The sequence below is a fragment of the uncultured Psychrobacillus sp. genome (assembly GCF_938022135.1).
GTDB lineage: Bacteria > Bacillota > Bacilli > Bacillales_A > Planococcaceae > Psychrobacillus.
The window spans coordinates 1-20862 of record NZ_CALIED010000048.1; the positions used below are offsets into that span (position 1 = coordinate 1).

Consider the following 20862-nt stretch of genomic DNA (forward strand, 5'->3'; position numbering starts at 1 on the left):
GCGCAACACTTTGACCAATTTCTGCAACACTTCGCTGATTCGCGCAACACTTTCTTCATTTCCCGCAACTCTTTTATTTCCCGCAATACTTTCTCCCATCGGCGCAACACTTTGACCAATTTCTGCAACACTTCGCTGATTCGCGCAACACTTTCTCTATTTCCCGCAACTCTTTTATTTCCTGCAACACTTCACCCGATCATTGTAGAACTTCCGCCATGGCCACTACACTTAGCCACTTCTCTATATCACTTCTACGATTGATTTCATTCCTACAAAAAAAGACATTGTCACAATATGTGACAATGCCTTCTTTATGGGTTAACCCGATTTATTAGATTTTAAAATGGCTTACTTCACTTTGCAGTTTTTCTGCAAGAGTCGCCAATGTTTGTGCGTTTGTTGAAATTTCTTCGGTTGCTGCTAATTGCTGCTCGGTAGCTGCACTCGTATCACTTGCTCCCTCTGCTGCATGGTTTGCCAAGTTTTCTACTTGTTGTGCGCTTGCTGTTACTGAGCTACTCATTTCCTTAATATGTTCAATTGCGGTAGTAACGGTTGCAACTTTCACTGCAACTTCTTCTACACTGGACTCAATTTCATTGAACACGTCTAATGATTCAGTTGTCTTAGAAAGACCATCCTCAACCTTGTCTCCACCTGTTGTGATCGCTTTAACTGCCTCAGAAGATGCGGACTGGATTAGTTTAACCATGGATTCAATTTCAGAAGCAGAATTTTTGGATTGCTCAGCAAGCTTGCGTACTTCTTCTGCAACTACTGCGAAGCCTTTTCCATATTCGCCTGCACGAGCTGCTTCAATTGCAGCATTCAGCGCAAGTAGATTCGTTTGCTCTGAGATGTCCGTGATTAAAGCTGTAATGGACTGTATTTCATTGGAATGCTTAGCCATGTTATTCATAATTTCTGTTGTTTCTTTGAATGTTTCATGAATGGTGTTCATTTGACTTGCTACTCCAGATACTACTGTAGAGCCTTTGGTAACGAGCTTTTTCACGCCATCTGTTGCAAGAAGCATATCTTTGTTGTTTTGTGATATGTCTGATACACCTTGTTGCATTTCGGACATAGATCTAACAGAGTTTTCAACATGCTTCACTTGCTCTTCACTTGCAGCCATTTGCTCCTCTGCAGATTTAGCAACCATTTGAGAGGATGCTAGGCTTTCCTCTGAGCTTGCAGACAGTTCTTCTGCATTAGCGGCAAGCTGCATAGAGGAATCGCGAACGTTAGAAACGATACGTTGTAAATCACTTGTCATTTTATTAAACGTAGTTGCCATTGCCCCAACTTCGTCTTTATTTTTAATAACGATTGGTTCTACTTTCAGGTTACCTTTTGCAATTTCCTCTAATCCCTCTGTCACCTTGCGTATTGGAGCAGAAATACCTTTACTGATGAAATGAGAAACGAGTATACCTATAATAATACTTGAGATTACTAATATGATTATAAATAGGTTAACTTTATCATTATATGTATCTAATTCTTCTCTAGTCTGTAGCATATTTTTTTCTTGAATTTGTTTTAACTCACCTAAAATCGCCAAAGCATTGCCGTTAAGCTCGCTTGACTTTGCTGCATATTGTTCAAAGGGTTGATTGCTTTTTTTCAACGTGATTATTTTATCATTTGATTCAAAAAGCTGTACAGTCTCTGTTTGAAGGTCCTTTAATAACTTTTGTGACTCTTCATCCTTTACCGATTCTATTAAAGCACGAGCTGCAACTGATCCCTTTTCTATTTCTTGATCAAATTTTTGGATAGCATCATCTGAACCAAACATAACGAACTCTAGTATAGCAGTCGCCATATCCTTTTGAATTACTTCAATTTCTGATACTAGATTAATCTTTTCAATATCCTTATCAATAATATCTTTATACTTATTTGCAAGGTCGTAGGAAGTAAAAATAGAAGTAACACTTATAAAAACTAATAAAAGTAAAACAAATGAAAACCCGAACCACATTTTTTTGGAAATTGATAATTTCATTTTGGAACTCCTTTTCCGTAATTAATATTTGGATACACATTAGTAAAAACGCACCTCTATAATTATATCTTTTTAAAGGTAATTTGACATGGATAAATGTACATATTTATTCCTAATGGCATAAAAAAGTTCTATACTTTTTAAATTAAGTATAGAACCTTTATACCTACATTTTAAAATGACTTATATTATCTTGTAATTTTTCTGCTAAATTTGCTAGAGATTGAGCATTAGACGTAATTTCACTATTGGAAGCAAGCTGTTGTTCTGTTGCTGCGCTAGTATCAGTAGCCCCTTGCGCTACAATCTCTGCGAGTCTTTGAACATCCCTTGAGCCTTCCGTAACAGTTTGGGCAATCGTTTGAATTTGTTTAATTGCACTAGAAACAGATTCTACTTTAAAGCCTACTTCTACTACTGCGGTTTCAATATGCTCAAATACATCTAATGACTCTTTTGTTTTCGCTAATCCTTCTTTAACCTTGCCTTCTCCTGCTGTAATTGCACCCACCGCATTCTCGGTTGCCCCTTGGATCACTTTTACCATGTCCGCTATTTCAGAAGCAGCATTTTTGGATTGTTCTGCAAGCTTTCGTACCTCGTCGGCAACGACCGCGAATCCTTTTCCATATTCTCCAGCTCGAGCTGCTTCAATCGCAGCGTTTAATGCAAGCAGATTCGTTTGCTCTGAGATTTGTGTAATAAGAGTAGTAATACCTTGAATATCACTAGAATGCTTCTCCATATCTCTCATATTGGTTGCTGTTTCATTAAACGTCTCATGAATAGTGCTCATCTGTTGTGCCACCGCCTCGATGACATCTGAGCCCTGTTTAACAAGCATTCCGACATTATTAGCAGAATTAAGCATCTCGCCATTACTAGAGGCAATTTCATTCACTCCTTGTGAAAGCTCCGACATCCCTTCCATAGAAGTAGTCATATGGAGTACCTGCTGTTCACTGCTAGCCATTTGCTCATGAGCTGAGCTTGCTACCATTTGTGAGCTCGCTAAACTTTCCTCCGAACTGGCTGATAATTCTTCCGCATTAGCTGCAAGCTGCATAGACGTTTCCTGTACATTCGAAACAATCATACGGAGGTCTGCTGACATTTTGTTAAATGCTGAGGCCATTTCCCCAGCCTCGTCTTTGTTCTTAATCAGAATTGGCTCTACAAGCAGATTGCCCCCTGCAATTTCTGTAAGACCAGAAGTCACACGCTTAATCGGACGCGCTATACTTCTACCTATATAAAATGCAATCACTGCTCCGAGTATTGCCCCTGCAATCGTAATGCCCATTACAAGTAGGGTAGTATTACGCTCGTAATTTCGCAGCTCTTCTACTGTAGATGTCATATCTTTTTGAAGCTGCTCCTCTATCTTGTCTAGTAGGGATACCATATTGTCATTAACCGTTTTAACATCTTTTGTTAATGTATTTATTTGAGTTGGATCAACAAGAATTTGGTTCGATATAAGCTTCTCGTTAGCTTCTACAAACATTACATATTTTCTTTCATAATCTTCAATGAACGGCAGAGACTCCTCTGAATTTATCCCTTTTTTTAGTTCCTCCATTAGTGTTCCAGTGGAATCTATGTTAGTTCTAACAGCTTTTCTAGACGCATCCATTTTCGTCAGTAAAAAATCATACAGGTTTTCGGTAGTTTCATTTTGAGCCATTTGAATCTCTTGAATCAGGCTCACATTCTTACTATCCACCTCTAAAATTTCTCTATACTGACTATTGATCCCTTTTGATGCTAGAGTAGTAACATAGGAAACAATCATCATCATAAGGATAATTGCAGAGAAGCCCAACCACATTTTTTTTGTAATTGTCCACTTCATAATCATTCTCCTGTCTTAATTACTTTTGAACAAATCGATTAAAGGATACAAAGTGCTCATTCCAGTACACACTATCGAGCTTTGTAATTTCTACTCCCTTAGATCCTGCATGGATGAATTGATTGTCCCCTATAAAGATTCCCATATGAGAGATTCCTTCTTTATATGTATTTTGAAAAAACACTAAATCCCCAGGGACCGGATTAGTCACCACCACACTATCCAAATAATAAGACTCACTGCTCTTACGTTCCATTTTCACTCCAGCCTGATTATGTAGGAAGTAAATAAACCCACTGCAATCAAACCCAGCCATCGTATTACCAGCATACAAATAAGGAATACCTTCCAAACGTTTAGCAAAATCAATGATTAGTGGATAATAGACATGTCCTTCCCCTGAAATAATAGGTGCTGGAGCTGGTGTCGCTACTGGGACCGGAGCAGCAACAACTACCGATTGAACAGGCTTTGTTACAACAGGTGTCGCCTTAGCTGGGACAACCTTTGTGGCACTTTTGACAGTGGCAGGTTTTTGTACTACAAGCTTTTGCTTAATATAAATATTATCCTTCGTCAGCTTGTTCCAAGTACGTAGATCAGCGACCGTTACTTTATGTAATTTAGCAATCTTTGTAAGGCTATCTCCCTTTTTAACCTCATAAAGCGTACTTGCACTTGCATTTTCTGTAATAAAAAACAGCATAAAAACTATAATCAGCACTTTCTTTCTCATACTTTAAACCCCCTTTCTGTTTATATCGGTAAAACTTTCGTAACATCCACAACTTTCGCCAAAATATTACCTGGGAAATAAAACTCGTAAGTTATCAGAAAATATGTCATAATCATAAATGAATAACCATTCATTTAGACAAAGGGGATATGACTATGAATGAAACATGGGCACAAATCGAACACACAATGAACAACAATCCAACACCAATCCAAAACCAAAACGTCCGCTACGAATTTCACCTATCTGGCGACGAGCCATCCGTTAAACAATTAGTCATCGCAGACGGTAGAGCATTTGTAACAGACGATACTTCTACTAAGGCTGACTGCACATTAAAATTAAGCTCGAAGGATTTTGTAAAGCTGATCAATGGCGATTTGAACAGTACCTCTGCCTTTATGTTTGGGAAGCTGAAGGTCGATGGGAGTATTGGTCTAGCGTTGAAGCTTGAGGGGTTGTTGAAGGAGTATAGTTTTCAAGGATAAAAAAATCCGGCGTAAGCAAATTTGCTTATGCCGGATTTTTTATTTTTTCTTATCGTAGAATGTACCATCTCTATTCACTTGCGAATACGGATCCATATAAGCGTGTATAGAAACTTTCTTTCTTTGCTGATCTGATATGTTCAAGCGGATGTCTCTTAGTTGACCTTTCAGCTTCATAGCTAACTTTTCCTCTAAAGGAAGCAACCCTTTACCAAAAATTAGTTCTTCCTCCGTAAAGGGCGGTTGTATAGAAGGCTGAAGCTGTTCACGAATTTCAAGTATTTTTTCCACTTGGTCAACCATATGATCTCTATTGTTTTCATCGTGATCATCTAATTCTATTAAGAGTTGCTCTGTGACCTGCTTCCAAGCCTGTAAGCTATCTCGAATCATATTTCACCTGTCGAGCCATACTGTTTTTGGCGATTAATTTGAATGACCTGCTTCCATGTATCTCTAAATTCCATTGTATAGCCAATGACTTCATCTACCATTTCACTATCATTTTGGATATTAGCAGTTATTAAACGATTTAACATATAATCGTATAAAGAATACATAGATTCAGATACAGGAATAGACATATCTAGAGTGACCATAAGCTCACGAATTATATTTTGCGCTTTTTGAAGATTCGTGTTCTTGAGCTCAATATTATTTTCTTCTATTCCTTTTTTAGCTTGGTTTAAAAATTTCAAACACCCGTTATAGAGCATCAATGTTAATTCACCTGGCGACGACTGAGTTACACTATTTTGTTGATATGCTTGATAGGCATTGTTTACTGCCATGAGAACACTCCTCTTATTTTATTACGGTTTAACTAAACATTCCTGCGATAGATGCTGATTGACTATTGGCTCTGTTAATTGCATTTTCCATTGCAGTGAACTGCTTCCAGTAACGATCCTCTACCATTGTTAAACGATTTTGCAACCTAGAAATTTGTTGATTAAAGTTATCTAACGCACGTCCAATGCTGAAAGTATTATTTGTAGCTCCTGTAATTCCTGCTTTATCTGTTAAATTTTTGCGGCTATCTGTAATTATAGCTCTCACTTGAGTAGCAAGACCTGATTCTTCTGTTGTAGAACCTGATTTAGCAAAGACCTCGTAAACCTTATTAGGATCACTGTTTATCGCTTCTCTAAGCTTAGTTTCGTTAATTTCTAGTTTACCATTAGTGGAATAGTCTTTCGAAGTAGTAATGCCGATATCACTTAGACGTATAGTACCAGAAGTTCCTTCTATAGCACCATTAAGCACGCTTCGCATGCTTTGTAACATACTACTAATGGTAGAATCATTTTTTAGGGTACCACTTTTCGCTTTTTCTTCCCATAGTTCAATTTCTTTTTCTTTCATGTCCTCTTTTTGCGACGCAGTAAGAGGTGAATAATTTCGGTATTTTGTTTCTCGGATTTTTGAATTTAATTCTTCAATTAGCTTATTATAATCCTCAACAAATTTTTTAACCGAATCTACTATCTTATCAGTATCTGGTGCAGAGCTGAAGGTAACAGGACTTGACGTTGTTTGTTTTAACGTGACTTCAAATCCATTAATTTGAAAGGCATTATTATTACGCTCTGTTTCCAGTCCATTAAACGTAAACTTAGCGTTTTGGCCAGCCTTCCCATTAGCTTCATTGCTGTTCCCGTCTATTTTAAGAACTTCTGCTAAATTTCCACTTACAACGATTTCAGCTCCACTGTCCGCTTTTCCAGAGTTTTTAGCTGTCATCGCAATTTTCCCTGTGAAGGAATCATAAAATGCTGTTACACCAGTTTCACTATTTATCTTTTTAAGTACAGATTCAATTGTGTCACTGTCGCTAAAGGTTAAAGTCTTCTCATTATCTGCAGAGAACTTTCCATCCTTATTTATTGTATTGATAGTAATAGAAATATCATTCGCCATGCCTAAACTTGCTAAGGTAGCTTTTGTATCCACTATTTCACCGGAAGTATTTTTAATAACTCCCTTACTTTGTAAAGAAGCCTGTGCCGCAAGTTGAGAAACTGAAATAGATCCTGAAAACTCAGAGGTAGCATTCATACTCTTCACACTAACAGCATCTGGAGAAGAAGTAGTAACAGTCTTTGCTAGAAACGTCGACTGCTTCATCATCGTATCAAACAAGTTATTGCTGTAATCATTTAACTTTCTGTTTACACTTCGATAATCCTCTAGCTGCCACTCTGTGTATTGTTTCTTTTGCGTAACTTTATCTAATGAGGTACGTTCGGCCTTCATCATTTTTTCGACTAAGGAATCAATATCCATACCACTTGCTAATCCACCAATACGCATAAAATCACCAACCTTATATTTTCTTATCTACAATAAAGCCAACTAAATCTCGCATGGATGCATACATATCCATGATTTTTTTCGATGGGATTTCTCGAATTACTTCCTCTGTCTTAGCGTTTATTAATGTGACATAATAAGTTTCCAACTCTTCATGGTATTTAAAGCGAATCTCTGTTGAAGTTGTTTCTAAAAATTTATTCATGCTATCTGCCATCTTCTTCGTCTTCTCAGCAGGTAGACGCTGCTCAGCCTCAATAGATAATTCTACTTTTGAAGGGTCCACTTGCTCAGATGGACCAACTTTTGCGGTAACATTATTAGATAATTTCCCGACAGAATCAGAAATATGATGCACCATACTTTTCTTGCCTCCTCATTTCCCTAACTTTATCCATTATATCGGACAAATACCAGTATATTTAATAAATAATTCGATAAAAAAAAAAACGCGCCCGAAATTTCGGACGCGTAAACTTAGAAAAGATTAACGTAATAATTGAAGTACGCCTTGTGGCTGTTGGTTAGCTTGCGCAAGCATAGACTGAGCTGCTTGAGTAAGGATATTGTTCTTAGTAAACTCCATCATTTCTTTCGCCATATCAACGTCACGGATACGAGATTCTGCAGCTGTTAAGTTCTCAGAAGTTGTACCAAGGTTGTTGATAGTATGCTCTAATCTGTTTTGTTGAGCACCTAGAGTTGATCTAGTAGTGTTCACTTCATCAATTTTACCTTCAATGTCAGCAGTTTTAGATGCACTTGTTAAACCTAAAGCTGCTTGAGCAATACCAATTTCAAAAGTATCTGTATCTGCATCGCTTACTACTACATTAATAGGTGCTGCAAAAACATTGATACCATTGAATTTAGTGTCTGCGATTACTTTATCCATTTCAGCACCAAGTTGATCCATTTCAAGGTCTAGGTTAGAAATATCTTCCGTATTATTTGTTCCGTTAGCTTTTTGAACAGATAATTCTTTCATTCTAACTAGCATTGAGCTTACTTCGTTTAAAGCACCCTCTGCAGTTTGGATGTAAGAGATACCATCTTGTGAGTTACGAGCCGCTTGGTCAAGACCACGGATTTGTCCACGCATTTTTTCAGAGATAGAAAGACCAGCTGCATCGTCTCCAGCACGGTTGATACGAAGACCTGAAGAAAGTTTTTCTAAGTTTTTAGAAGCGCTTCCTGTGTTGATAGTTAATTGACGACTAGTGTTTAATGCTGCGATATTGTGATTAATTCTCATTTTAATTTTCCTCCTTGAGTTATAAGTCCACTTCCATGTGAACTGATGTTTTAATAACAAAGTAATTTAAATCGGCCGTTGTCTAAATCACCTTGAACAATAATAATATCGACAGCAATTTAATAAACTTTAATATATTTTATAAATAAAAATCATTTTTTTATTTAAAATATCAATTACTTCCTATTTAAATGCATGATAAAAAATTCTTTAAAAATCATTCAATATATTTATATTTACTTATAATTACTTTATAAATAACAAATATATTTGATTAATTTATTTAAATAATGTATTATTGATTTATAATAGTTAAAAGTTATTAATAATCGTAAGTTAATAAAGTAAGTAAATATATTCAATAAAAAATGATATTTTTAATAAAAAGAGATATAAACAATAAAAAAAACGACCGATATAAATATCGATCGCAATTTAAAAAGTATATTATTCATTTTAAATAAAAATTAACGAAGAAGTTGAAGAACTCCTTGAGGTTGTTGGTTAGCTTGTGCCAACATAGATTGTGCAGCTTGAGTTAAGATATTATTCTTAGTGAACTCCATCATCTCTTTCGCCATATCAACGTCACGGATACGAGATTCTGCAGCTGTTAGGTTTTCAGAAGTTGTACCAAGATTGTTGATAGTATGCTCTAATCTGTTTTGTTGAGCACCTAGAGTTGATCTAGTAGTGTTCACTTCATCAATTTTACCTTCAATGTCAGCAGTTTTAGATGCACTTGTTAAACCTAAAGCTGCTTGAGCAATACCAATTTCAAAAGTATCTGTATCTGCATCGCTTACTACTACATTAATAGGTGCTGCAAAAACATTAATACCATTGAATTTAGTGTCTGCGATTACTTTATCCATTTCTTCGCCAAGCTGATTCATTTCAAGATCTAGATTAGCAATATCTTCTGTATTGTTTGTTTCATTAGCTTTTTGAACAGATAATTCTTTCATTCTAACTAGCATAGAGCTTACTTCGTTTAATGCACCCTCTGCAGTTTGAATGTAAGAGATACCATCTTGTGAGTTACGAGCCGCTTGGTCAAGACCGCGGATCTGCCCACGCATTTTTTCAGAAATAGAAAGACCAGCTGCATCGTCTCCAGCACGGTTAATACGAAGTCCTGAAGAAAGCTTTTCTAAATTTTTTGAAGCATTATTATTGTTTACTCCTAGTTGACGGTTTGTGTTAAGTGCTGCGATGTTGTGATTGATTCTCATTTTAATTTTCCTCCCTGGAATAATTGTGCTCTACGTCCCTGTAGGCAATTATTAATAGATTATGTAACTTGGAAGTAGGGCCGGCACTCTGCTTCCTTGTTTACAATTTATATATCGGAAGTTTTTTTCCAATGTTAATAGAATAAGTAAAAAAATTCCTAAGAAATTTTTTCTTAGGAATTTTTAAGTATGTCTATGTTTTTTAATACGGCTTCAGTATTAGATTCTGAGACGTCTTTTCTTAGCTCTCCTCTAACGACATCTATGCTTCTAGGAGCTTTAATTCCAACCTTCACTTGATCTCCTTTTACTTCTGTAATGACTATTTCTACATCTTCACCGATCCAAATGGTTTCTCCGACTTTTCGTGAAAGTATTAGCATGGGCTCACCCCTTTAAACTTTCTGCCGAGATGACATGACGAATAGAATATTCCTCGTTGTTCAGGATCACTTGCTTTGCTTTTTTAATTGTTGTATTTAATATGATTGGAGCTTTCAAGTTGATTGTCGAGCTCGCGATTGTTTCCTTCAAGGAAACGATTGTAAACACTGCTACCTCTTGTTCTTCTTTAATTTGAAGTGCCTTAACCGTCGATTCCTCTAAATCAAAGCTATAATTTTCTATCATGGTATACGGATTTGTCACAATAAAAGCTAAGGCTTCCGTATGCACAGATTGTAATGCATGAAACGCAATATTCCCCTCTATAGGTAAAAGAACAAATTCTTTTTCCTCTTCAAATCCAGGAATCCCATACTCAAAGCCAATAATATCGGCTTTCTCTATTTCTATTTCCCCTAAATAAGCGGTTTTAATTTTCATTACCATAAAACTCCTCACTTTTTATTACATTTGTACATCAATTTTAATAGTTGGATTTTGTAGCATTTCTCCAGTCACCTTACCTGGCTGATAGTCGTGGATTGGCTTATTAATTGTAGCATCAATTATAGGTTTATTTGTTTGGAAGCTGATATCCACGCTTGCTGGAGTATAACTAGTTTTAACTGAATTAACGCTTGGGACAAATTTAATGCCTAATGGCTTTTTTTCAACATTTGTATTTTGAGCAATAATAGAGGCTAGAGCGTTTCCACCTTTATCTATACTTTTTAGCTGCTGACCTTGACTTGCGCGTCTTGCAATTCCGTCCAGAACAGCCTGTTTACCTTTTTCAGCATAATTTCTAGTAGATTCAAGAGGACCTATCAAGCCTAAATCTCTTCTAGCCTGTGAAGAGTCTATTTGCAACTGGCCCTTTGTCGTCTCAATGGACAAAATAGCTGCTGGCTGTTGAATTTGCAAATCAGCCTTTGGTTGTTCAATAAGCTGTTTGGGCTTTTCTATATTTAAACCTAGAATCGCTCTATTGGTTTGAATTTGGATTTTAGGGAATTCCATTTTGAAGCCTCCTTTAAAGAAAGCGTATGAACATAGTTGTCCATACGCTTGTAATCATTACCTTAAGAAATCTACCAAACTTGGTTGAATAATTCTTGCACCAACTGAAAGAGCTGCATTATGAATGGACTCCTGCGTAATCATTTCTGTGATTACCTTTTCATAATCAATATCCTCATTATTAGATAGTTGCTTGGAAACAATTACTTCCTGAGACGATAAACGGTTTTCCATCATCTCTACTCGGTTTTGGCGAGCACCAATGTCTGCTCTTTTTTCTAGTACACTATTTTGTTGCGTATTGATGTCAGTTAAGTAACTGCTGATTACTGTCCCAGCACTACCATCCCCTAACGATGTTTCAATTTTACCTAACACTTCATCAATCCCACTAAAAAGATCGATTCCATTTGTATTTACTTTAATCTCTACACCATCATAGACTTCAATAGTAACATCCTTATTTAGCCCAGGAGTGGCTGTAAAGTTAGTGCCATCATGTAAAGGAGACAATGTGTTTGTTCCTGTAAAAAGATACTTATCCGCAACCTTTGTATTTCCTAAGTCTTGAATTTGCTGACGTATTTGTGTTATTTCTACTTGTATCTTTTGACGGTCCTCGCTTGTTTTAGTGCCAGTCGCTGCATCAGTTACAAGCTCTTGGACACGGATAAGCGCTTGTCCAACATGGTCCAACGCATCGTCTGAGCTATCTAACCAGTTGTTCACTTCGCCTAAGTTTCGTTGGTATTGCTCTACTTTGTTTAGATCTGTTCTATAGCCAATCCCTTTAATCGCTACAACAGGATCCTGAGAAGGTCTTGTAATTTTCTTACCTGTGTTAAGCTGATTTTGTAAATCACCCATCTTATTATAGCTGCTGGATAGATTACGTAGCATATTATTTGATAACATTGATTGTGTTACGCGCATGTTATTGACCTCCTATTATAGTCCAACTCGGCCCATGCCGTTAATAATTTTGTCTAGCGTTTCATCTACAATCGTGATCATACGAGCATTGGCGTTGTACGCCTGCTGGAAAATAATCATATTAGTCATTTCCTCGTCTAGGGATACCGAGCTCTGAGAAGCACGATTATTTTCAACCGTAGACTTAATAGTTTGGGAGTTTGTTGCAAGTCGAATCGCTTGTTCACCAGATACCCCTAGCTCACCTATAATTGATTGGTAATAGGTTTGAATAGTTGCTCCGTTCAAGCCTCCAGTTCCAAGTGCCCCAGCGATTGGTTTGGACTTCATATTTGCTAAAGCCAATGCATTTTTCCCGTTTCCTTCCTCTCCTGCAGCAGTAGAGGCACGGAATAAAGAAGAATCTGTTTCATAAGCATCGATTACCTTAATATCTTTAGCACCATTTGTATATTCAAAGAAATTTGGTACACCTGTATTTGCAGACATCGCATGACCACCTGCATGGATTTTATTAAATTCATCTGCAAATGCTTTCGCCAAGTCATCTAAATTTTTTAGCATATTTGGGTAAAATCCCGTTTGATCCGCAACAGCACCATATCCATAGGAATCAATAAGGGAAAGCATTTTACCTCTATTAGCCTCTAAGTCACCGTATTCTATCTCTGTAGCGGTGCCATTCTTAGTAACTGTAAAGCTAGTAAACGGTTGGTAGCCCTCTGTATCCGTCATAGGGGCAGTTGTACCAGTGTTTGGAGTTAGGTTAGCAAACTCTTTACCAGTAACTATACTAATAGGTCCATTAGCTGTCTTAATCGAAATATTAACGGACCCTTCCGCTATCGATAATGCATTTCCCCCTGACTTTTCAAAGGAGATGTCAATTGGGAAGTACTGGGATAGCTCATCAATTAAAACATCACGTGTATCATATAAATCATTTGGCATGTAACCATTCGGTTCAATTGCTTGAATCTGCTCATTAATAGAAGAGATTTGTTCTAATATTGAATTTATATCGCTTGTAGATACGAGAATTTCATTTTTTAGATTTTCTTGAATATCTGTTAGCTGATTGCTTAAATAGTTAAAGGATTCTGCTACAGCAATACCTTTTTGGATAGCCACTTTACGTGAACTAGCATTTTCAGGGTTAGTACTAACATCTTGTAAGGACTTCCAAAACTGATCTAATGACTCGTTTAAGCCAAAGTCAGATGGCTCTGACATGATATCTTCCATTTGGGATATTGCATTCGATTTCGATTCCCAATAGCCCAGCTTAGAAGACTCTTGGCGGAATTGGCGGTCAATAAAAGTATCACGGATTCTTTGCACCGATTGCGCCTGTACACCCGTTCCAATATGACCTGGTGTCTTTGGTGCATTTAGTCCTGTACCTGGATATCCTAAAGTAGCTTCCATGTTAACTCGTTGGCGAGAATAGCCAAGTGTGTTAGCGTTGGATACATTGTGTCCTGTTGTATAAAGAGCAGACTGCTGTGTGAACAGTCCTCGTTTACTTGCTTCTAGTCCCATAAATGTGGAGCGCATGGGTTAGCCTCCTTAAGCTTGTGAATCGAAGTATGGTTTATCCTTGGAAGGACCCTGTACTTCGTTCTTTGAGTAATTTATTTGGTCTGGCTTTGGTCGTAGCATATCTAGCGTCATATTGACGAATTGTAGTGATTGGAATGTTAGCTTTTGGTTTAGGTCGTTTTGGTCTTTAAGTGTTCCTAATGTGAGAAGAAGCTGGTTGCGTGCAGCACTTAGCTGCTCCTTTTCTTTCTCGGTGGTGGTGTTTTCTAAGACATGGGCTACAGTTGGGTTGTCGATTGGAGCAATTCCTTTTGCTCGAAGGTAATCCGTTACCCCTAATTGACGCTGTTGCTCTAGCTGAGAAATACCGGCTACGTGCGCTTGCTCATCCTTGAGCAGCTTGTTAAGACTGTCCATGTCCCCCGTTTTGATCGCTTCTGTTTTTTTGTATGCAATGTCTAATAAACTTTTGTGAAGCATATTTAAGTTCGTTAGAGAGTGCAGAATATTTTCGATGGACATGCTCGGGTCTCCTTTAGATTTGATAATATTTTAAAATATTTGTCGCTAGCTGCTTCGCATCCACTTTATAAGTGCCTGCCTCGATATCTGCTTTAATAGCTGCTACACGCTCCGCCTGTTCTACTTCCACTGGAGATTTCGTCTGCATGCTTTTTGCTGCGGATGAAATTTCTAGTTGGTCAGCGGCTTGCTTCATCGTTTGTTGAGTTTTCCCTACTTGCATCTGATTTCGTTGGTATGGATTGATTTGATTAACACCATGGTTGGTGATTTTCATATACATTCCCCTTTCGTTCATAAAATTGTCTATTGTTTATTTCGGTTTATTTTCGCGAGTGTTTAGAGTTCTTTTGAAGGAAATGATTGGAATAGGCATAGAGTCATATTATAAGGGTATCTGAAACCTTTTATAAGTCTATTGAACTATAAAGAAAACTCCCACACATGGTGAGAGTTATTTCTGGTCCTTATAATAGACTGCCTCTTGGTTATTTACTTTATCTCGGAATTCCTTTGCAGCATCAAACTGGCGTAAACCTGACTTTAGCTCCTCAGTGCATTTCCCACAGAGCTTCCCTACCTGAGTCAATTTACCACAGCTGTCACATGGATACCCAAGGTTCGGGAACATCGCTGGCTGCAATCTACCCTTACGAACCCATTTATGTAACAGTGACTCTTCCACTCCAGTTGCTTCTACAATACGTTCCACTGTAGCAGCTCGATTTTCTCGTTTTCTTAAAAATCGATAGACGATTTCGTATTGCTTTTCCTCATTCATTGCGCAAGGATTACATACTTCTCTTAACCCAGTATAGTTAAAAAACTCGCCACATGTCGGGCAATTCTTTAGCTCTCCCATGACCATACCTCCACTATTTCTGCTAGTTATGTATTATATCGGCAGATTAGCCTTTTATTAAAGTGATGGCCTCCACGCTCTTAGCACCCGCGTCCCTCAGTAATTTCGCAGCCTGATGAACGGTGGCGCCAGTCGTGTATATATCATCGAATAAAATATAGTGCGTTGCTTTGACATGGTCGATCAATTCGAATAAATTCTCTGCCTCCAAGCGTTCCTTTTTCGACTTTTTTCCTTGCTCGCTGGGGGTAGCTTTAATAAGAAGATTCTGGAATGGTATGGTTGCATGGTTTAGCAATTCTTCTACTTGAGAAAAGGTTCTTTCCTTTAATTTCTCTGGGTGCATTGGAATGGGTACTACTATTCCATGCATGGGCAGTGCTTTTATTTCCCCTGCAAAAACGTTCGCAAGTGCAACGTCCTGTAAAAACTTATACTGGTGAAGATAGTCTTTCATCGCTTCATTGTACGTGTAAAGTGATTTGACTTGATCAAGCGCCCCCTCGTACTTCGTTCCAATAAAATCGGAAAAATCAAATACCGTATCGGCTTTTTCAAATTTCTGCATGCACCGGTCACAGCAAGCACTCTCCGTTTCATAGAGGAATAGCCTCCTCCAAGTCGCAGGGCGTGAAAACCTACTTCCACATATTAAACAGATGATAGCTCATTCCACCTCTCAATCTCTTCTTTTGCCTCATCCATCGCGTGACTAATACCATGATGAAAGAAGACAATATCCCCATTAGGATAGGAGCTAGAACGCCCTACTCTTCCGCTTATTTGAATTAGTGCGCTAGCAGTGAAAATGGCCTGTTCTGCTCCCACTACCGCAACATGAACATTTTCTATCGTGATTCCTCTTTCTAGAATCGTCGTTGTTAATAGACCCGGCACTTTCTTTTCCCGAAGCTGCATGACCCGTTCCTTTCGCTCAGGATGCTCGGCGTGAACCCTAGGCAGGTCTCCAGGGAATTGCTCAAGCATTTCAATAGTTGGCAGAAAAACGAGAAATGGGATGTTGTTTTGGATGTTATCGTCTATCCATTGTTGCAGCTTTTTTGGTACCTTTCCCTTTTTTAATTGTCTCGTATACCCAAAAAGACTGTCGAATCGTGGTCCTGGCAAAGGATACCCGTGATAACGCTTGGAGAGAATGGATTGGTTAGTTGTTTGAAGGGAGTCAGTTGGCGTAGCTGTGACGTAGTGAATGGCGGCTTCTGGTTTTGCTGCTTTGATGACTGCCTGCTGAAGCGTTTCGTCTGCATAGTAAGGAAAAGCATCCGCTTCATCAACAAAAACTACGTCAAAGGCATGCTCAAAGCGGTATAGCTGATGAGTCGTTGCTAAGACCAATGTGGCAAAGCCTTCCTGGTCTGGGGCTCCTCCATAAAGGGCATGAATAATTGTTTTCGGGAATACCTTTTGAAATCGAGGGAACAGCTCTAAAATGACATCTGTTCTTGGCGCAGCAACACATACGCGTTTACCAGCCTGTAGAGAGGTATAGATCGATGGGAACAGCAGCTCTGTTTTACCTGCTCCGCAAACTGCATGCAGCAGGTGAGACTGGTTGTTTTGGACACTGCGTAGAAGTTCCTCGCTCGCCTTTTGCTGTAGTGGTGTCAGCTGACCATTCCAGTTAAAAACATCCTTTGTCGTTCCATTCGCTGGGTCTTTTATCCACGTCATTAGCTCAGAACAGCTGCTAACTCGTCCCATGCGGATGCAATGGCGACAATAGGTACAGGTTTTATTACAACGGGAACATGGAAATGAGTAAAATAGGGATGGGTTTGTGTTGTGGCATCGATTGCAGATGTACTTGTTTGATTGGAATATTGAGTGGGATTGTATTGTTTCAATTCCTGGCTTGAGGTGAATGTGGCCACTGAGGATATGGTCGTCAATGACCTCGCGCGGAAATGGTGTATGTGCGCAAAGCCATATTCGTCCAGTGAGAAATTGTTGTAATTGCTCGTTCATCATTACGACTCGATGTGGTACCAGCCTAGCCCCATGGATCCTTCTCCAAGGTGCGTACCGATAACCGGTCCAAAGTAGCTAATCGTAAATTCAACGTTTGGCATGATTGCCTCGAGAAGTATCTTCCATGCATTAGCCTCTTGTTCGTTGTTTGCATGAATGATAGTAGCTTTAATTTTATCGTATTTTTTAGCGTCTTCTTCTAGCATGTCTGCAATTCGCTTCATCGCTTTTTTGCGCGTACGAACTTTTTCAAAAGGAACGATGACTTTATTTTCAAAATGAAGGATTGGTTTCACTTGAAGAACTGAACCAATAACACGCTCAAAGCCATTTAGACGACCTCCGCGGTGAAGATGATCCAGGTTATCTACCATGAAATACGCACGCATGGATTGCTTCATTTTGTTCAGCTCTTGAAGAATTGCTTCAGGCGTTTCTCCTGCCTGTGCCATTTCGGCAGCACGTATTACGTAGAAGCCTTGTACCATACAGGAAATCTCTGTATCGAATGTGTGGACATCGATTCCTTCTACCATTCCACCCGCTTGTTCTGCTCCAGCTAATGTCCCGCTGATACCACTAGATAGATGAACCGAAATGATGGAGTCATAATCTTTCTCCAAATTTTCGAACGTGGTTACGAAGTTTCCTAGAGACGGTTGTGAGGTTTTTGGAAGTGCTTTTTCATTTCTGATTTTATCGTAAAATTCGGTTGTATTAATATCTATTTCTTCTCTATAAGTCTCGTTTCCAATTACGACACTAAGAGGAACCATTTGAATATTCAAGCTTGCTCGTATTTCTTCAGGGATATACGCTGTGCTATCCGTTACTACTACCGTTTTCGTCATATAAGAAATCACTCTCCTAACTCTAGTTTACTTAATCTGGATAGGAAAAGAAAGCATAAAAAGACCCCAACCATGATATTTATCATATACGTTGGGGAAGTAGTTCATTATTCAGATGTTTCGCCTATGAAATAGACACTTGTTACCAACCATTTGCCTTCTTCCTTCGCAAAAACAGTCACCTGGCGACCATTTCGATCAAGCTTTGCGCCTGACCCTGGCTCATGAAGGGCAATATGAAGATTAGAGTAAACCTGCGCTTCTTTATCATTATATTCGATAATCGTCACATCTTCGGCTGTACGCACCGTATCATAATTTTCGAAGGTTTCGATTACCATCTTTTTATCGTCCTCATAGTTGAAGCCCTCTGGTTTTTTAGAGATTACACTCAAATAACGGTCGATATCCTCTTCGTTAAATGCTTCTATATATTCGTTGAATGCATTTAATACTGCAGTTTTTTCCTTTTCAGGGACATTCGTTGCTTCTTCCACATTGCCGTCAGAAGACATTTCGAAGCCTACGTCTGATTTGTCCTTAACACCATGATCTAGTGCTGATTCTGACTGTGATGGAGCACCATCATTTACAGATCCCGCCTCTGAATTTACTTCTTCTTTATCGTTACATGCAGCAAGTACTAGTGTAAGTGCCGCAAGAGTAAGTCCTTGTATTATAAGTCTCATCTGTTTCCCTCCTGCTGTTGGTTATTTTGTCATAGTTAGGACGAAAACTCAACGAATAAGTTTCGATATTCAAAATAATGAAATTTTCAGACGTTTGAAGTAAGATATATGTAGAATGGAGGTGAATAAATTTATTGTACCCAACACAGAAGATTTTATTAAAAAGATTGTCATTGGAGCATGAGCAATTTATGTTCGTCAACGAGGATATAAGGCGAAGTGAAGCCGGCGAGCGCGGTGAAGATCGGTTACTCGGGAAGCTCGAGGAATTAAGATTAGAAGGAAACTATCATATATTTTCGAATGTTGGTTTGCTGTTGGATGAATGGAAAATACAGATTGATTGCTTAATAGTGAGCGACCGCTGCTGTATGGTGATTGAATCCAAAAATATGAACGGCAATTTGTATTTTAAAGACGAAGAATTTTATAAAGAAATAGATGGAATTGAAACTCCCTTCCCCAATCCCTATTTTCAATTAACGCGTAATATCCGCTTCCTAAAAGAATTTCTACGAAATGTATGCCCCACCATGAAGGTGACCGGCGCCATCATCATGACCGCCAAGTCCAGTCGCATCCGCGAAAAGCCCTCCAGCTATCCAATTTTCAAACTAGAAAGCATGATTGAGAGAATCTATCAAATGCATAGCAACGGCTTGAGGCCAATTAACTGTGCGAAGTTTGAGGAAATTGTTTCTCTGATTGAGAGAAGTCTTTCACCATATGTCATGCCGCCTTTATGCGAATATTATCGAATTGATCCAGGAGATTTGGTGCGTGGAGTCGAGTGTCCAAACTGTGGGTTTTTGGGGATGCAGCGGCACTACTCTACATGGAAATGTGGGAAGTGTGGGGTTACTGATCGGGGAGCGCATAAGGCTGCCATTAGAGAATACTTTTTACTCGTGAAATCCAGAATGACCGTTAAGGATTTCCAACATTTTTGTCTAGTAGACTCTCCCTATACGGCATCTCGGTTATTAAATAGTTTTACAAATATAGAAGGCCATGAAAATGGTCGGAAAAGATATTTTGTTTGGAAAGAATAAGATGGCGACGTTTGAACGGTATTTTCTTGCAGAAAAAGAGACGCATGTGGAGAAGAAGAACCCGTATTATGCATTGCTTGAAAATGAAAAGGTGATCGATAAGATCCTGATCGAGTTTGGTCTGGATCCATCGGATGCACATATTGTAAACGGACAGGTGGCAGACCTGGAGAGACTGCTTGCGGCATATCGCAGTGGTGAGATCATAGAAAAGGTGTAGATGGAGAAAAGCATGGAAAAAGAATTAAATATACCGGAAGGGACAGAGGTTACAGAACCGCTGAAGATCTATCTCAATGAGATCGGTCAGATTCCTCTGTTGGATGCAGAAGAAGAAAAAGAGCTGGGACGCAGAAGTGTGGACGGTGATGAAGAGGCAAGACGGAGACTGGAAGAAGGAAATCTCAGGCTGGTTGTATCAATCGCCAAGCATTATACCGGCAGAGGGATCCCACTGATGGATCTGATCCAGGAGGGAAATATCGGCTTGATGCGTGCAGTGGAAAAATACGATTTTACAAAGGAGAACCGCTTTTCAACTTATGCATCCTGGTGGATCAAAGAAGCGATCCAGCGTGCAATCGACCAACAGTCAAGAGAGATCCGTGTACCGGTTCATGTGGCAGAGGCGATGAAGAAAGTTCAGCGTATTTCAAAAGAACTCCAGCAGAGTCTCGGAAGAGAAGCAACACCGGAAGAAATCGCAGAAAAGCTGGGAGATAAGAGTACAGAGGATGTAAAAAATATTTTATCCTATCTTCAGAATCCGGTTTCACTGGAAACTCCGGTAGGAGAAGACGGAGAAAATAACCTGGGAGATATGGTGGAGGATAAAGCTTCTCCGACACCGGAAGAAGCGATGAATCTTCTTGTCCAGAAAGAGGAAGTAAGTGAACTTCTTAATGCATTGAATGACCGGGAAAAGCAGGTGATCCGGCTGCGTTATGGACTTGAGGATGGAAAAACCCATACGCTGGAAGAAATTGGAGAAGAGCTGAAGGTGACAAGAGAACGTGTGCGTCAGATCGAGTCCCGTGCAATGGAAAAGCTTAGAAATAAGGCAGAAAGATAATCGGGGCAGGTCAAAAGGTCTTTCACCCACCTATGAGCAAGCTCATG

24 protein-coding genes and 1 pseudogene are annotated in these 20862 nt (G+C 38.9%); 4 read left to right on the forward strand and 21 right to left on the reverse strand.

Annotation, left to right across the window (positions count from 1 at the left end):
• Nucleotides 1-334: 334 nt before the first annotated feature.
• From Q0371_RS09990 to Q0371_RS10000, 3 genes are all read right to left on the reverse strand, one after another.
• Complete coding sequence (locus Q0371_RS09990; protein ID WP_298470763.1) at nucleotides 335-2017, reverse strand: methyl-accepting chemotaxis protein; 1683 nt, start codon at nucleotides 2015-2017, stop codon at nucleotides 335-337.
• Between the two features lie 166 nt (nucleotides 2018-2183).
• Nucleotides 2184-3872, reverse strand: coding sequence for a methyl-accepting chemotaxis protein (locus tag Q0371_RS09995; protein WP_298470765.1), 1689 nt, complete (start codon nucleotides 3870-3872; stop codon nucleotides 2184-2186).
• A gap of 19 nt (nucleotides 3873-3891) precedes the next feature.
• Nucleotides 3892-4608 (reverse strand): C40 family peptidase, encoded by a 717-nt coding sequence (locus Q0371_RS10000; protein WP_298470767.1) that lies wholly within the window; start codon nucleotides 4606-4608, stop codon nucleotides 3892-3894.
• A gap of 155 nt (nucleotides 4609-4763) precedes the next feature.
• Between Q0371_RS10000 and Q0371_RS10005 the strand changes: the two genes are divergently transcribed.
• The gene (locus tag Q0371_RS10005; RefSeq protein WP_298470769.1) at nucleotides 4764-5096 is read left to right on the forward strand and encodes an SCP2 sterol-binding domain-containing protein; all 333 of its coding nucleotides are present in this window, start codon (nucleotides 4764-4766) and stop codon (nucleotides 5094-5096) included.
• 39 nt (nucleotides 5097-5135) lie between these two features.
• On the opposite strand, the gene Q0371_RS10010 is transcribed toward Q0371_RS10005, so the two are convergent.
• From Q0371_RS10010 to Q0371_RS10095, 18 genes are all read right to left on the reverse strand, one after another.
• The gene (locus Q0371_RS10010) at nucleotides 5136-5489 is read right to left on the reverse strand and encodes a hypothetical protein (protein WP_298470772.1); all 354 of its coding nucleotides are present in this window, start codon (nucleotides 5487-5489) and stop codon (nucleotides 5136-5138) included.
• A complete protein-coding gene (gene fliS / locus Q0371_RS10015; RefSeq protein ID WP_298470774.1) occupies nucleotides 5486-5887 on the reverse strand; it encodes a flagellar export chaperone FliS in 402 nt (133 codons plus the stop codon). Before fliS ends, Q0371_RS10010 begins: the two co-directional genes overlap by 4 nt.
• A 28-nt stretch (nucleotides 5888-5915) precedes the next feature.
• Complete coding sequence (locus tag Q0371_RS10020) at nucleotides 5916-7409, reverse strand: flagellar hook-associated protein 2 (protein WP_298470776.1); 1494 nt, start codon at nucleotides 7407-7409, stop codon at nucleotides 5916-5918.
• Between the two features lie 13 nt (nucleotides 7410-7422).
• Nucleotides 7423-7770: a flagellar protein FlaG gene (gene flaG, locus Q0371_RS10025; RefSeq protein WP_298470778.1), complete on the reverse strand. Its 348-nt coding sequence runs from the start codon at nucleotides 7768-7770 to the stop codon at nucleotides 7423-7425.
• A 126-nt stretch (nucleotides 7771-7896) separates the two neighbouring features.
• Nucleotides 7897-8664, reverse strand: coding sequence for a flagellin (locus Q0371_RS10030; protein WP_298470780.1), 768 nt, complete (start codon nucleotides 8662-8664; stop codon nucleotides 7897-7899).
• A 467-nt stretch (nucleotides 8665-9131) separates the two neighbouring features.
• Nucleotides 9132-9899 carry a flagellin gene (locus Q0371_RS10035; protein WP_298470782.1) on the reverse strand — a complete coding sequence of 256 codons (768 nt, stop codon included), beginning with the start codon at nucleotides 9897-9899 and terminating at the stop codon, nucleotides 9132-9134.
• A 173-nt stretch (nucleotides 9900-10072) separates the two neighbouring features.
• Nucleotides 10073-10282 (reverse strand): carbon storage regulator CsrA, encoded by a 210-nt coding sequence (gene csrA / locus Q0371_RS10040; RefSeq protein WP_169358822.1) that lies wholly within the window; start codon nucleotides 10280-10282, stop codon nucleotides 10073-10075.
• 4 nt (nucleotides 10283-10286) lie between these two features.
• The gene (gene fliW, locus Q0371_RS10045; protein WP_298470785.1) at nucleotides 10287-10724 is read right to left on the reverse strand and encodes a flagellar assembly protein FliW; all 438 of its coding nucleotides are present in this window, start codon (nucleotides 10722-10724) and stop codon (nucleotides 10287-10289) included.
• A gap of 24 nt (nucleotides 10725-10748) precedes the next feature.
• The gene (locus Q0371_RS10050; protein WP_298470787.1) at nucleotides 10749-11303 is read right to left on the reverse strand and encodes a DUF6470 family protein; all 555 of its coding nucleotides are present in this window, start codon (nucleotides 11301-11303) and stop codon (nucleotides 10749-10751) included.
• Between the two features lie 57 nt (nucleotides 11304-11360).
• Nucleotides 11361-12236 carry a flagellar hook-associated protein FlgL gene (flgL, locus tag Q0371_RS10055; protein ID WP_298470789.1) on the reverse strand — a complete coding sequence of 292 codons (876 nt, stop codon included), beginning with the start codon at nucleotides 12234-12236 and terminating at the stop codon, nucleotides 11361-11363.
• Nucleotides 12237-12251: 15 nt separating this feature from the next.
• Nucleotides 12252-13793 (reverse strand): flagellar hook-associated protein FlgK, encoded by a 1542-nt coding sequence (flgK, locus tag Q0371_RS10060; RefSeq protein WP_298470791.1) that lies wholly within the window; start codon nucleotides 13791-13793, stop codon nucleotides 12252-12254.
• A 12-nt stretch (nucleotides 13794-13805) separates the two neighbouring features.
• Nucleotides 13806-14300, reverse strand: a complete 495-nt coding sequence (locus Q0371_RS10065) for a flagellar protein FlgN (RefSeq protein WP_298470793.1) — start codon at nucleotides 14298-14300, stop codon at nucleotides 13806-13808.
• Nucleotides 14301-14313: 13 nt separating this feature from the next.
• The gene (flgM, locus tag Q0371_RS10070; protein WP_298470795.1) at nucleotides 14314-14577 is read right to left on the reverse strand and encodes a flagellar biosynthesis anti-sigma factor FlgM; all 264 of its coding nucleotides are present in this window, start codon (nucleotides 14575-14577) and stop codon (nucleotides 14314-14316) included.
• 177 nt (nucleotides 14578-14754) lie between these two features.
• Entirely contained in the window at nucleotides 14755-15162 is a 408-nt protein-coding gene (locus Q0371_RS10075) for a TIGR03826 family flagellar region protein (RefSeq protein ID WP_251552772.1), read from the reverse strand.
• Nucleotides 15163-15208: 46 nt separating this feature from the next.
• Nucleotides 15209-15730, reverse strand: coding sequence for a ComF family protein (locus tag Q0371_RS10080; RefSeq protein ID WP_298470797.1), 522 nt, complete (start codon nucleotides 15728-15730; stop codon nucleotides 15209-15211).
• 83 nt (nucleotides 15731-15813) lie between these two features.
• On the reverse strand, nucleotides 15814-16854 hold the full coding sequence (locus Q0371_RS10085; RefSeq protein WP_366518580.1) for a DEAD/DEAH box helicase family protein: 1041 nt from the start codon (nucleotides 16852-16854) through the stop codon (nucleotides 15814-15816).
• Between the two features lie 296 nt (nucleotides 16855-17150).
• The gene (locus tag Q0371_RS10090; protein WP_298470802.1) at nucleotides 17151-18002 is read right to left on the reverse strand and encodes a DegV family protein; all 852 of its coding nucleotides are present in this window, start codon (nucleotides 18000-18002) and stop codon (nucleotides 17151-17153) included.
• A 107-nt stretch (nucleotides 18003-18109) separates the two neighbouring features.
• Nucleotides 18110-18691 (reverse strand): nuclear transport factor 2 family protein, encoded by a 582-nt coding sequence (locus Q0371_RS10095; protein WP_251552768.1) that lies wholly within the window; start codon nucleotides 18689-18691, stop codon nucleotides 18110-18112.
• 191 nt (nucleotides 18692-18882) lie between these two features.
• On the opposite strand from Q0371_RS10095, the gene Q0371_RS10100 reads away from it, so the two are divergent.
• The 3 genes and pseudogenes from Q0371_RS10100 to Q0371_RS10110 all read left to right on the forward strand — a co-directional run bounded on the left by Q0371_RS10100 (nucleotide 18883) and on the right by Q0371_RS10110 (nucleotide 20815).
• Nucleotides 18883-19743 carry an NERD domain-containing protein gene (locus Q0371_RS10100; RefSeq protein ID WP_298470806.1) on the forward strand — a complete coding sequence of 287 codons (861 nt, stop codon included), beginning with the start codon at nucleotides 18883-18885 and terminating at the stop codon, nucleotides 19741-19743.
• Nucleotides 19727-19915 (forward strand): annotated as a pseudogene (locus Q0371_RS10105) (fructose-bisphosphatase class III); the annotation flags it as partial. The gene Q0371_RS10100 and the pseudogene Q0371_RS10105, both read left to right, overlap by 17 nt.
• Before the next feature lie 60 nt (nucleotides 19916-19975).
• Entirely contained in the window at nucleotides 19976-20815 is an 840-nt protein-coding gene (locus Q0371_RS10110; protein ID WP_023922795.1) for a sigma-70 family RNA polymerase sigma factor, read from the forward strand.
• Nucleotides 20816-20862: the final 47 nt, after the last annotated feature.

Excerpts from the sequence above, each read along its gene's own strand:
- Q0371_RS10005 (WP_298470769.1), top strand. The coding sequence starts at position 4,764 with ATGAATGAAACATGGGCACAAATCGAACACACAATGAACAACAATCCA.
- fliW (WP_298470785.1), bottom strand. The coding sequence starts at position 10,724 with ATGAAAATTAAAACCGCTTATTTAGGGGAAATAGAAATAGAGAAAGCC.
- Q0371_RS10100 (WP_298470806.1), top strand. The coding sequence starts at position 18,883 with ATGTTCGTCAACGAGGATATAAGGCGAAGTGAAGCCGGCGAGCGCGGT.
- Q0371_RS10020 (WP_298470776.1), bottom strand. The coding sequence starts at position 7,409 with ATGCGTATTGGTGGATTAGCAAGTGGTATGGATATTGATTCCTTAGTC.
- Q0371_RS10000 (WP_298470767.1), bottom strand. The coding sequence starts at position 4,608 with ATGAGAAAGAAAGTGCTGATTATAGTTTTTATGCTGTTTTTTATTACA.
- Q0371_RS10090 (WP_298470802.1), bottom strand. The coding sequence starts at position 18,002 with ATGACGAAAACGGTAGTAGTAACGGATAGCACAGCGTATATCCCTGAA.
- flgK (WP_298470791.1), bottom strand. The coding sequence starts at position 13,793 with ATGCGCTCCACATTTATGGGACTAGAAGCAAGTAAACGAGGACTGTTC.
- Q0371_RS10075 (WP_251552772.1), bottom strand. The coding sequence starts at position 15,162 with ATGGGAGAGCTAAAGAATTGCCCGACATGTGGCGAGTTTTTTAACTAT.
- flgL (WP_298470789.1), bottom strand. The coding sequence starts at position 12,236 with ATGCGCGTAACACAATCAATGTTATCAAATAATATGCTACGTAATCTA.
- Q0371_RS10085 (WP_366518580.1), bottom strand. The coding sequence starts at position 16,854 with ATGACGTGGATAAAAGACCCAGCGAATGGAACGACAAAGGATGTTTTT.
- Q0371_RS10110 (WP_023922795.1), top strand. The coding sequence starts at position 19,976 with ATGGAAAAAGAATTAAATATACCGGAAGGGACAGAGGTTACAGAACCG.
- Q0371_RS09995 (WP_298470765.1), bottom strand. The coding sequence starts at position 3,872 with ATGAAGTGGACAATTACAAAAAAAATGTGGTTGGGCTTCTCTGCAATT.
- Q0371_RS10050 (WP_298470787.1), bottom strand. The coding sequence starts at position 11,303 with ATGGAATTCCCTAAAATCCAAATTCAAACCAATAGAGCGATTCTAGGT.
- flaG (WP_298470778.1), bottom strand. The coding sequence starts at position 7,770 with ATGGTGCATCATATTTCTGATTCTGTCGGGAAATTATCTAATAATGTT.
- Q0371_RS10065 (WP_298470793.1), bottom strand. The coding sequence starts at position 14,300 with ATGTCCATCGAAAATATTCTGCACTCTCTAACGAACTTAAATATGCTT.
- Q0371_RS10030 (WP_298470780.1), bottom strand. The coding sequence starts at position 8,664 with ATGAGAATTAATCACAATATCGCAGCATTAAACACTAGTCGTCAATTA.
- flgM (WP_298470795.1), bottom strand. The coding sequence starts at position 14,577 with ATGAAAATCACCAACCATGGTGTTAATCAAATCAATCCATACCAACGA.
- Q0371_RS10035 (WP_298470782.1), bottom strand. The coding sequence starts at position 9,899 with ATGAGAATCAATCACAACATCGCAGCACTTAACACAAACCGTCAACTA.
- fliS (WP_298470774.1), bottom strand. The coding sequence starts at position 5,887 with ATGGCAGTAAACAATGCCTATCAAGCATATCAACAAAATAGTGTAACT.
- csrA (WP_169358822.1), bottom strand. The coding sequence starts at position 10,282 with ATGCTAATACTTTCACGAAAAGTCGGAGAAACCATTTGGATCGGTGAA.
- Q0371_RS10095 (WP_251552768.1), bottom strand. The coding sequence starts at position 18,691 with ATGAGACTTATAATACAAGGACTTACTCTTGCGGCACTTACACTAGTA.
- Q0371_RS09990 (WP_298470763.1), bottom strand. The coding sequence starts at position 2,017 with ATGAAATTATCAATTTCCAAAAAAATGTGGTTCGGGTTTTCATTTGTT.
- Q0371_RS10010 (WP_298470772.1), bottom strand. The coding sequence starts at position 5,489 with ATGATTCGAGATAGCTTACAGGCTTGGAAGCAGGTCACAGAGCAACTC.
- Q0371_RS10080 (WP_298470797.1), bottom strand. The coding sequence starts at position 15,730 with ATGCAGAAATTTGAAAAAGCCGATACGGTATTTGATTTTTCCGATTTT.